Origin of the sequence: Psychromonas sp. (assembly GCF_047632995.1) — a bacterium.
GTDB lineage: Bacteria > Pseudomonadota > Gammaproteobacteria > Enterobacterales > Psychromonadaceae > Psychromonas.
Genome location: NZ_JBLIEK010000114.1, coordinates 1 through 11400, shown reverse-complemented (window position 1 = coordinate 11400; position 11400 = coordinate 1). Strand labels below are relative to the sequence as shown.

The 11400-nt window shown below is 43.4% G+C and carries 9 protein-coding genes and 1 pseudogene; 9 read left to right on the top strand and 1 reads right to left on the bottom strand.

What is annotated here, in order from left to right; translation table 11 throughout:
* The 3 genes from ACJAT7_RS15345 to ACJAT7_RS15335 all read left to right on the top strand — a co-directional run.
* A partial coding sequence (locus ACJAT7_RS15345) for a helix-hairpin-helix domain-containing protein (protein ID WP_415227677.1) occupies nucleotides 1-1541 on the top strand: 1541 nt, incomplete at its 5' end.
* Between the two features lie 101 nt (nucleotides 1542-1642).
* Entirely contained in the window at nucleotides 1643-2311 is a 669-nt protein-coding gene (locus ACJAT7_RS15340; protein ID WP_415227676.1) for a tRNA (adenine(22)-N(1))-methyltransferase, read from the top strand.
* A gap of 47 nt (nucleotides 2312-2358) precedes the next feature.
* Nucleotides 2359-2901 (top strand): NUDIX hydrolase, encoded by a 543-nt coding sequence (locus tag ACJAT7_RS15335; protein WP_415227675.1) that lies wholly within the window; start codon nucleotides 2359-2361, stop codon nucleotides 2899-2901.
* Between the two features lie 45 nt (nucleotides 2902-2946).
* Here ACJAT7_RS15335 and ACJAT7_RS15330 read toward each other — a convergent pair whose 3' ends face one another.
* The gene (locus ACJAT7_RS15330; protein WP_415227674.1) at nucleotides 2947-3615 is read right to left on the bottom strand and encodes a DUF2913 family protein; all 669 of its coding nucleotides are present in this window, start codon (nucleotides 3613-3615) and stop codon (nucleotides 2947-2949) included.
* A 169-nt stretch (nucleotides 3616-3784) separates the two neighbouring features.
* Between ACJAT7_RS15330 and ACJAT7_RS15325 the strand changes: the two genes are divergently transcribed.
* The 6 genes and pseudogenes from ACJAT7_RS15325 to ACJAT7_RS15300 form a co-directional block, all read left to right on the top strand.
* Nucleotides 3785-4669: a patatin-like phospholipase family protein gene (locus ACJAT7_RS15325; protein ID WP_415227673.1), complete on the top strand. Its 885-nt coding sequence runs from the start codon at nucleotides 3785-3787 to the stop codon at nucleotides 4667-4669.
* Nucleotides 4670-4698: 29 nt separating this feature from the next.
* Nucleotides 4699-5247, top strand: coding sequence for a DUF1415 domain-containing protein (locus tag ACJAT7_RS15320; RefSeq protein WP_415227672.1), 549 nt, complete (start codon nucleotides 4699-4701; stop codon nucleotides 5245-5247).
* Nucleotides 5248-5353: 106 nt separating this feature from the next.
* The gene (locus ACJAT7_RS15315; RefSeq protein WP_415227671.1) at nucleotides 5354-6298 is read left to right on the top strand and encodes an ROK family protein; all 945 of its coding nucleotides are present in this window, start codon (nucleotides 5354-5356) and stop codon (nucleotides 6296-6298) included.
* A 195-nt stretch (nucleotides 6299-6493) separates the two neighbouring features.
* A complete protein-coding gene (locus ACJAT7_RS15310) occupies nucleotides 6494-10192 on the top strand; it encodes an ATP-binding protein (protein ID WP_415227670.1) in 3699 nt (1232 codons plus the stop codon).
* A complete protein-coding gene (locus ACJAT7_RS15305) occupies nucleotides 10192-10815 on the top strand; it encodes a hypothetical protein (RefSeq protein ID WP_415227669.1) in 624 nt (207 codons plus the stop codon). The genes ACJAT7_RS15310 and ACJAT7_RS15305 overlap by 1 nt, the downstream gene beginning before the upstream one ends.
* Nucleotides 10815-11400 (top strand): annotated as a pseudogene (locus ACJAT7_RS15300) (hypothetical protein); the annotation flags it as partial. The gene ACJAT7_RS15305 and the pseudogene ACJAT7_RS15300, both read left to right, overlap by 1 nt.

Here is an 11400-nt window from a genome sequence, read left to right as displayed (position 1 = left end):
ATTACAGTGAGCGTTTAAATAAAATTGCTTCGCATCGTTTGTTAGCTATTTTGCGCGGTAAAAGTGAAAAGGTTTTAAAGGTTAAATTAGAGGCTGATCCCAAGCAGGATAAAAGCTGTAAAACATCCTATTGTGAAGTGTTGATAGCCAACCATTTAGGTTTCTCATTAAACAATGTAGCGGCTGACAGTTGGCGTGCGCAGGTGGTCAAAAAAGTTTGGAAAGGTAAATTGTCGGGGTTATTAGAAACGCAGTTAATTACAGCTTTAAAAGAAAAGGCTTATGACAGTGCGATTGATGTTTTCGCCGGCAATTTAAAAGATCTGTTAATGGCGGCGCCTGCCGGGCGTAAAGTGGTATTGGGGTTAGATCCGGGATTTAGATCGGGCTGTAAAGTAGCGGTGATTGATGAAACCGGCAAGTTACTCGATTATGCAACCATTTACCCTCATGCCCCTGTATTTAAAACAGAGCAAGCAGAGCTTGTCGTACTGAAATTAATAGAAAAATATAAAGTAGATTTGATTGCTATCGGTAACGGCACCGCATCGCGGGAAAGTGATAGTTTTGTGCGAACCTGTTTAAGTAAGCAATCCGCCTCAGTCACACAGCTTATTGTCAGTGAAGCGGGCGCTTCTGTTTATTCGGCCTCTGAGCTTGCCTCGCTTGAGTTTCCTAAGCTTGATGTGTCAATACGCGGCGCCGTTTCGATTGCGCGCCGTTTGCAGGATCCGTTGGCTGAGTTAGTTAAAATTGATGCCAAAGCGATTGGTGTGGGGTTATATCAGCATGATCTTAACCAAGCGCAATTAAGCAAAAGGTTACAGGCGGTTGTTGAAGATTGTGTTAACGCAGTAGGTGTTGACGTAAACAGCGCCTCTGTTTCACTGCTCAGTTTTATTGCCGGATTAAATAAAACCATTGCCCAAAATATCGTTGCTTACCGCGATACTTATGGCATTTTCAGATCCCGTCAAACGCTGAAAAAAGTGCCCCGTTTAGGGGATAAAGCGTTCCAACAATGCGCGGGATTTTTGCGCATAATTGATGGCAATAATCCACTGGATAACTCCGCTGTCCATCCGGAAGCGTATAATCTGGTTAATGATATCGCCAGACAGCAAAGCCATGAGGTAAAAGCACTCATTAATAATTTAGAGCTGTTAAACAAGGTCAATATAGAATTGTTAGTGAGCTCTGAATTTGGGGCTTTAACCATTAAAGATATTATTAATGAAATCAGCAAACCGCGACGCGATCCTCGTCCTCAATTTAAAACCGTGAGTTTTGCAAAAGGGGTCAAAACACTTAGCGACTTAAGGGTCGATATGGTTTTACAAGGGGTAGTTTCTAATGTCACCAGCTTTGGCGCGTTTGTCGATATTGGCGTGCACCAGGATGGATTAGTGCATATTTCGCAGTTGGCCGAAAAGTTTGTCTCAGATCCGCTGCTGGTGGTCAAAGCCGGACAGATTGTAGAAGTTAAAGTGCTGGAACTGGATCTTGATAGAAAACGGGTCGCATTAACTATGCGTTTGTAATATACGTTTATAAGAGAATAATAGTTGAGAAATGCACAGTGCGGGCGCGGGTTTAGCCCGCATTTTTTTTGATAAGGTAGATGATATTTGAGAGATAGAGAGTGAAGACCGGTCTAAGGTTACAAAAAATTGAGCAGATAATAACCCGCAGATATGACCATATTTGGGATTGCTGCTGCGATCATGGTTTATTAGGTTTTAATCTGCTTAAGGCGCAGGCAGCGCAGACTGTTCACTTTATCGATATTGTGCCGGCATTGCTGACGCAAATAGAAAACACATTGCAAAATCACTGGCAGGGCGACCGGCAAGCCTGGCAAGTGCATTGCATTGATGCGGGGGTATTACCGATAACGGCGTGTTCGACGCAACCCGAAACAGATACGCACCTTATTATTATTGCCGGCATTGGTGGCGAGTTACTTATCGAGCTGATGCAGTCACTGTTATTGTTATCTGAAAATCATCCTATTGAATTTATTTTATGCCCCGTTCATCACAATTATAAAGTGCGCCAGTTTCTCATTAACAATAAGCTCGGTTTACTTAATGAAGCGCTGGTTTTTGAAAATGGCCGCGGCTATGAAATAGTGCATGTTTCATGCAATAGCGGTCAACCTCTGTCCGCTGTCGGCTCAATCATGTGGGATTTTAGTGATCCCTTACATCGCAATTATTTACATAAAACCATCGGCCATTATCAGCGCATCGCCAAAAATCCAAATGCGGATGTAACAAGCATCCTTAAGCAGTACCAGCAGTTACGGTAAAATGCTATTATCCGCGCCCAGTTAGTTTTTTATTATTGAGTTTGATTATGCGCCTGCTTAAATCTACCGTTCACCCTGATATTGAGTCCCTTGAAAAAAGTACTTTTTTACGCGTTGCTACACGCGCAATCATTATTAAAGGTGATAAAATTTTAATGCTCTATACCGAGCGTTATCATGATTATACTTTACCAGGTGGTGGGCTTGATGATGGCGAAGATCTGCAGCAAGGTTTAATTCGTGAGTTACAAGAAGAGACGGGCGCGCAAAATATTAGAGATATCCGTGAGTTTGGTTTATATGAAGAGTTTCGTCCCTGGTACAAAGATGATTTTGCAATTATGCATATGAAATCTTACTGTTATATTTGCGCTATCGATGCCCAGCTAGGCGCAACAAAGTTGGAAGATTACGAAATAAAGAATGGTATGAAAGCTGTGTGGTTAAGTGTTTATGATGCAATTGCACATAATGAATTAACGATTAAAAATAGCACGAAAAAAGGGATGTCGATTGAGCGTGAAACTTTTTTATTAAAGTTGATTGCAAAAGAATTACTATCCCCACTGCGACAAGAAAAAGTCAGTTAAAGAGGCGTTGCTACGATAAAACAGCAACACCTCACTGTTGCTGTTTTATTGCTGCGCTTCGACGCCCGAAGCAATCGGAAGCTCAGGTAATGATTCCCCATCGTTATTCGGGTAAACAATAAATTCACCGTGGTATTTAACCTTAGATTTATAATCTGTAATTTTGTAGAGCAGTAAATCTTGTGCAAATGCACAATCAATGATTGTTTGCTGATTGCCGCGTATATATAAAGAGATAGGTTTTATCAGAACACCTTGCTCATCAAAACAGTTCTGCATCTGCTCTGCGCAGACAATTAACGACTCTTTGCCGCCACTATGTCTATTTAGCCTCTCACCCACAACAAGATCTGTTGTGACCAGCCATTGATCATCGTCAAGCGCTGCATAAAGCTTATGAAACTGTTCAATATGAACTGGCTGTAATTGTTCCTGCTCATCTAATATTTGGCTGTAACATGTTTTCAGGTAGGTGAATTTCGCTTTTAGCCCAGCGTCTTTACCTAAACTGCGTGCCTGGCTTTGCCACCCTTTTAATGCAGCTAAAACAACTGAATCAAAGCGTTTCTTTTTGATGGAATTGGTCACCCATGCGCCTAAATAATGCGCTTCACTAAGTGGGTTATGCGGTGTTCTTCCCGATGCTTGTGATACCGTTAATTCAGTTAGCGCGAGATTAATTAATTTATAAACTTCTTGGGAGAAGATAACCATGTAATTCCTATTTTTTATCAAAGTAAGTGACCGATATGCCATAGTTAAAAGTATGACAGGCAATAAAGAGTGTCACAAGTAGATAAATGCAAGTAAGTCGTTTAAACAAGGTAAAATTAACTTATAGTTATGGTATCAGTGATCCTATTGAAGGCAATTTCGAGGCGGTATGGTAAATAAAAAAACAACAGTGTCTTTGGTGCTTGGGAGTGGGGGCGCACGTGGGCTTGCTCATATAGGTGTCATTAACTGGTTAGTTGAAAATAATTATCAAATAAAATCGATATCAGGCAGTTCGATTGGCGCATTAATTGGCGGCATCTATGCGTCAGGGAATTTAGATAAGTATGAGAAATGGGTTTGTGCAATAAATAGAATGGACATCATCTCTCTGCTGGATATCGCATGGAAATCCAATGGATTTGTACGCGGTGATAAAATAATCAACACGCTGGTGGAGTTATTAGGCGATCAGCTGATTGAGGATTTACCGCTTTCATTTACGGCGGTTGCCTCCGATATAAAGAATGAAAAAGAGGTTTGGATAAATTCGGGATCCTTGTTCGACGCTATCCGCGCCTCTATCTCAATGCCCCTATTTTTTACCCCGGTAATACGTAATGGGGTAACGCTTATTGATGGTAGTGTACTCAACCCTATGCCCATCGCCCCCACATTCAGCGATCAAACTGATATGATCATTGCGGTTAATTTAGGGGGGCGAATCCAAAAAGAGATATCGGTTCAAAAATCGCCTAAAAAAGATCCGCCAGAAGCGGGTGATATAAGTATTCATAACAAGATACTGGCTTTTATTGACAGCTTTAGAAATAGTCACCCAATCCCGTCGACGGATTTGGGGGCCTTTGAGATTGTTAACCAAGCACTCGATGCAATGCAAAGCACTATCGCACGTCAAAAGCTAGCGTCCTATCCAGCCGATTATACTATCGAAATCGCACGTAATGCCTGTGGGGTTTTAGAGTTTGACAGGGCTCAGGAGATGATCGATTTAGGATATCAACAAGCAGCGTTTTATTTACCGAGTAAATAAACGTTCTATAAAAATTAGTTAGGATAAAAATGGACGACATAAATAACATTATTAGCCACACCGAAAACTGGGTTAAGCAGGTCATCGTTAAATACAATATCTGCCCCTTTGCACGTCAAGAAGTAGATCGGGGATCGGTTCGTTATACGGTTGCACAGGGGGAAATAGAAGAGTTATTAGTTGCGCTTATTAAAGAGTGCCAATACTTAGAGGCGCATAGCGATACTGAAACAACGCTATTTATAATGCCCTATAGCGTACCGGTTTTTGACGACTTTTTAGATCTGCTGGATTTAGCCAACGATCTCCTGTTTGAACAAGGTTTTGAAGGCGTTTATCAACTTGCAAGTTTTCACCCGGATTACTGCTTTGCTGGCGAGGCGCAAAATGATCCCGCAAATTACACTAACAGATCTCCCTATCCAACCTTGCATCTTATTCGCGAAGCAAGCATGGAGATTGCGTTAAAAAATCACCCTGACCCGGATGCAATTCCGCAACGTAATATTGAATTTTCTCGAAAAAAAGGGGCCGAATTTTTTGCCAACCTGTTGGCTGGCTGTATAACAAAGGGGTGAGCGCCGCCGTAAACAAAATCACACACAATATTTAACATTAAAAATGGTAGTGTAATATCAGATCTGAATTTACTGCCTTTCCATTTTAAGTAAGGGAATAATTATTTTGCTGTACGGATTTGATGTTGGCGGTACAAAAATCGCTTTTGCAGTGTTTGATCAAAACCTAAACTGCCTGTTTTCTGAGCAGCGCCCGACGCCCAGTGATTATGCCTCTTTTATGACGCTTATCGGCGCATTGGTTCAACAGGCCGATAGTCAGTTTTCCTGTATTGGATCTGTTGGAATCGGCTTTCCCGGGACACTTAATCCACAAGATCACAGCGTAAATTGTGCCAATGTAGCCGCTATAAAAGGGCAGCAGTTGGGGGCGGATTTATCAGCGCTGTTAGGGCGTAAAGTTGTATTAGAAAATGATGCCAACTGTTTTTTGCTCTCTGAATGCTACGGCGGCAGTGCTGATAACTGCGCCACTGTGTTGGCTGTTACACTGGGAACGGGTGTGGGCGGAGCAATTTTTGTCAACGGCGCTATCCAAAGTGGTTTTAATGCACTTGCCGGGGAGATAGGTCATTACCCGCTTCCTGCTACTATGCTCTTAAAATACCCGGATTTACCAAAGCTCACCTGCGGCTGCGGAAGGCAGCTGTGTTTAGAGAGTTATATCTCCGGCACCGGGCTTTCGAACTTATACCTGCACTATTCACAAAACAACGCGTCACAAAACAACGCGCAAAACCATCCGAAAACAGCGCTGCAGGGACCGCAGATTATTGAGAAATACCGCGCGGCGGATAAAACCGCAATGCAAGTGGTGGATCTTTATCTGGATCTGTTAGCCGCCGGTTTAGCCACTGCAATATTAGTACTAGATCCCGATGCGCTTATATTAGGCGGCGGTCTATCCAACCTTGAACTGTTGCCGCAAGCGCTGGAAAAACGCCTCCCGGAACATCTGCTTAAGCAGGTGAGCTTACCCAAAATCAGGCGCGCAACATTCGGCGCGACAGGCGGGGTTCGCGGCGCGGCGTTATTAAATCAGTGCGCATAAAAACAGCACCAATCGACTCAGTCCACAATAGTTGCCTCGAATCGACTCAATGTTACGTTAAAGCGTGTTATCGCTGCGCTTAAATGCACAAACTTATCTAAAAATCATCGACAAAAGCCGCCATTCCTTATAAATTGTCCGGCTTATTGTATTCACCATTTTTTTGTATAAAAACCGTTCAAAGAAGGATCCACTATGGTTCAGCAAGCCTATTCTCTACTGCGAATTATCATTATCGACAGTTTCTGGAAAGGCCAAGTTAATGAACTCGATTTAACTGGGCATACTCAACTTGAAGGCACCAATGGTGCGGGCAAAACCTCATTAATGCGTTTATTGCCGCTATTTTATGGTATGCGTCCCAGTGATATCGTCAGTAAGGTGGATCAAGCAAGAAATTTTGCTGATTATTACCTGCCGCGTGATTCGAGTATGCTGGTTTATGAATACCAGCGTCCCTACGGGCAAACCTGCATGGTGTTAGCGAGCAGCGATGGTCGTAGCGTGCATTTTAAACTGATTGATGGCGCTTATAATAGCGACTCTTTTATCGGTGAAGACAAACACCCGTTAGCGGTCAGTGAAGTGGAACGGATCTACCGCAATGCCGGTTGTTACTGTTCCAGTTATTTAGGCGTCGATAAATACCGTCAAGTAATCCAAAATCTGCGCAGTGGCCGCAAACTCAAAGATGTGCGTCAACTGCAGAGCCGTTTCTCGTTTAGTGATTTACCGACGCCGCATATCGATAAAGTCATTAACGGCACGATCGAAAAAAATCTGGATTTTGATGCAGTTAAACGGATGCTGGTGGCTATCTCCAGTGATCATCTGGCGCGTAACAGCATCGAAGAAAAAGAGCAGATAAGCCTGAATAAGGAGGATATTAGCCATTGGTTAGCGGATATCCAGGCCAGCCGCGCCATTCAAAAAGTAGCGGATAAAATTTCAATCTGGCAGAGTGATTTTAATAATCTCGATAGTTTGCTGGTTAAATTACAACATCTCCATTTTGAGATTATTAACCATCAGAACAAACTTGAGCTGTTACAAGAGACGCGCCAACAGAGCAAAGAGGACGCGCGTAAAACCTTGGATAAACTCGAGGCTGAATTAAAAAACGGCGGGGAATCGCTACGCAGAGATATTTCTAAAATAGTGGCCTTAATCGAAGCGGATCAAAGCCGCATCGATCTGCTCGATCAAGATAAGCTTAAATATGACGATAATGATGCGGCCAGTTTTCAGCTGCAGGCTGACAGGGCGCCGCATATTCAGCAGCAGCTCAATGAAGTAAATGATGTTATTGAAGCCTTCGAAGGCCATATCAGTAAAATACAGCGTAAATTTGAAAAACTGATCCAGGATTTAACCCTGCAAAAAGTAACCGATCTGGGGGCCAATAAAGAGAACGCGGCGCGCATTAAAGAATCGGCGAATGTGCAGCTTACAGTTATTAGTGAAACCTATCAGGCGCAGCTCGGTCAGCTTAACGAGCTTTTAAACGGTACCTTTTTAAAGCTTAATATGCAGCAGCAAACCCTTGATAATAAACTGGCTCAGGCCGAGCTTGCGCAGCAAAACCCGATTATTGATGCTGAGCTGCTAGCCTATATTGAAACAAACCAAAATAATTTAACGCAAACCCATGAAACGCAGATGCTGATTCTGCAAAAAAGCAATGAGGCCAACCAGCAGCTCACGGTACTTGAAAAACAGCGGGAGAAACTGCTCGATAAACATAAACAAGATAACCGCTATTTAGAACAGCTAAAACAGCAGTGTGCAGCGGTGGAATTACAGCTGCTTCCTGAAGTCGGTTCGCTGCAGCATTATTTAGTGAATGAACCATCAGCCTCTCACTGGAAAGATAATATCGGCCGTTTGTTATCCAGTGAGCAGCTCGCGCGCACCGATTTAGATCCTCTATGGTGCGGACAAGGCGACAGCTTTTACGGCTTGCAACTGGATCTGCAGCAACTGCAGGACAATGATCTGCAGCTTAATGAAAATCAGTTACGCGAAAAAGCCGCCCATTTAGACACTAAACGTTTTGCGCAGAGCGAGCAGATAGCATTGCTTGATCAGCAACTTGTCGGACTTGGCAAACAGATCGAAGCGCAAAAAATCGCGATCAGTGAAATTAAACAGACGCTCAAACAAAATGAGCTCAAGCTGGAACAGCTTAAAGTCCAGAGACAAAGTCTCAGTGATAAAAAACAACGCGCAGTAAAAGAAGCTAATCTTGCGGCTGATAACTTGATTAAAACGCTTAGCCATGAGAAAAAGCAGCTCAGTAAAAAAATTGAACAGTTTAACGAGTCGCAGCAGGAGCAGAAATTTGATCTGAACAGTTTAATGCTGGATCAGCGTATGGTGGTGGAATCAGATCGCGACAGCCAGCTTGATCAACTTGCCGCGCAGCTTAGCGCCATTGAAGAGAGCGCGAACACGCGCTTACGTGACTACAAAAAGCAGAAAAACAGTGCGCTCAGCGATCTTGATCCCGATGGTGAGGTGGATAAACGCAGCGGCGAACGCAAAACACTTGAACTTGCCTTAGCCGAGTGTGCCGTTTGGGCGCGTAAGGCACGTGAGTACAATCAGTTTATGAATGAGCGTTACGTGCACCGCGATAAACTGGTTGAGCTTAATCAGAACCGAGAAGTCCAACGACGCGGCTTAGAAAACAGCCTTGAAGATCTGCTTGCAGAAAAAGGGCAGTTGATCAGCACTAATCAAGCATTGCTGAAAAAACTCAACACGCAACTGCGTGACAGCCATGACTTGTTAACCCAGCTCAGTGAAAGTCAGCGTTTATGTGAAATAAGCGGTATTGAGCCATTACAAAGTGATTCTGAGCCCAATAATGAAGCCGATTTGGCGGTCAGTTTCTGTTTCGATTGGCTCAAACAGTTTAAAACGGTGGAGAAACGTTTAACAGAGCAACTCAACCGCTTTAATGAGTCCTTTAGAAAAAACCATGCGGGCAGTGAGCTGTTTGAAAACTGGCTTAAATTAGTGGCGGATAACGACAATTTTCAGGGGGCTAAAACCCTGTTTAAATACCGCAGCCCAATTTTAGACCTGTTAAGCAGCGCCGAGCAGAAGCAGAAGAACACCTATCAGCTGGTGACGGTCAATGCCAATATGATCAATGAGTTTTATCAGCATATCGAAAACTTCGGACGGCGCATTAAAATTATCGGCAAACAGCTTTCAAAAAATGTCACCGCGCTGGCACATTTTGAAGCCTTGGCGGATATCAATGTGTATACCGTGATGAAACAGGAAGAGCTTGAATACTGGGGACCGTTACAGCAGTTTTCAAAATTATTCGAGCAGCACCGTGATGATCTGCGTGAAGGTACGGGTGAAATTCCGGATGAACTTATTTATGCGATGCACAAGCTCTCGGCTTATCTGCCCAGTGACGGTTTTGTCCTCGCGCACAATAATCTTTTTGATATCGAATTTACCATTACCGAAAAAGGGCAGTTAAAACACGCCAGAAATGCACGGCAGTTGAAAAAAATAAGTTCAACCGGGCTTTCCTACTTGGCAATGCTCTCTCTGTTTGCGGGTATCTTAGGTATGCTGCGCGGCTCGGGTAATTCGCCTTCGGTGATTATTCTTCCCGTGGATGAATTGGGCGAATTGGCGGCTGAAAACATTGATCAGCTATTGAAGATGTTTAATGACAACAATATCTCCATGCTATCGGCTTCCCCCTCAACCGATCGCCATATTCTGTCACTTTATGACAGGCACTATAAATTAAAAGATAATAAAATTTACCATGCCGAGATCCCAATATCGCGCTTGGATGAGCTATTAGCCGCGCGCAAACAACAGGCGATTTCACCACAGAAACAGTCTGCGGAGGTTGAATAATGTTTAAGCAAACCGTACAAAAATTACTTACCGGCGCGGTGATTTGTGAAACTGCTTTTGCTGATGAGTTTGAATATTTAAAAGCCGATGATAATCGGCAACGTGTTGCAGACTTTTTGGGAAATTTAGATAGAAACCTCACCTATTTAGAGAGCGCCGATGCGTTTTACTGCACTTTTCAACAAGTTGATCAGGATAACAGCGCTGAACTGAGCGCATTATTTAGTGAAGTGCGCAGCAGTTTTCGCCCCTTAGTTGAATTTTTAGAGTTGCTGCTTGCGGTTAGTCAAACTGACCTGCCGCTGCACGCAAAATCGGTGGTCAATATCAACGAGTTATTCGACCCGTTTGAACATGATCAAACATTACGCCAACAACTGCGCCATTTAACATCGAATAAACCTTTTAAAAGCAATAAATTGGAAACACGCGAGCAACTGGTCTTCATCTTTCAAAAACTCGAGGAGATGGGCTATTTAGTGCGTAAAAATGCAGGCAGCAGCCGTTATTACGCCACGGCACGTTTTGATATTATCTACCTCTTAATCGAATTTTTAAACGATTCTGAACGTGTTGAACTACCAGAGAATGAGCAGCAACAGCAAGAGGAGTTGCTTTTTTAATGGCCGGATATGATGCAGGAGATGTCGCTGAATTACTCAAGCAGATTGGGACCAATAGCCACTTGCTTGCCGATGCCTATGTCTATGGATCGATTAGCGACGATCAGATAGATTCAGGGAAACTCAATTTATTGCAGAAAAAAGGGCTGCTGCGCCCCGATGATGAGGCCGGGGATTACCGCGTCACCGCCGAACTCAAACGTATGCTTAACCGTTTAATGCGTAAACAGAGCAGCTATCGGCAGCTAACGGATATGGGCAAAGTGATTGATATTCTGGACGATACCGTTAAAGATTTTCAACTGTCGGTACAGAGTAATCAGCAGGACGATGCCGAGTATTATCTCGATCAGTTAGATGATCTGCTTTATGAAGCAAAAGATAATCTCAATGTCAGTTTAGATAATATGCATTATGCCATCTCCAGTCAGTTTGGTTTTGTAACGACATTGAGCGCCAAGGTGCGCGAGAATGAAAAAGCGCTCGATTATGCGCAGAAACTATTAACCGAGCTGCAGCAGATTGATCCCGAAGCTTGTTATGAGTGGACCAACTGGGCTTGCCCGATTGATTTCGCGCGAAAAG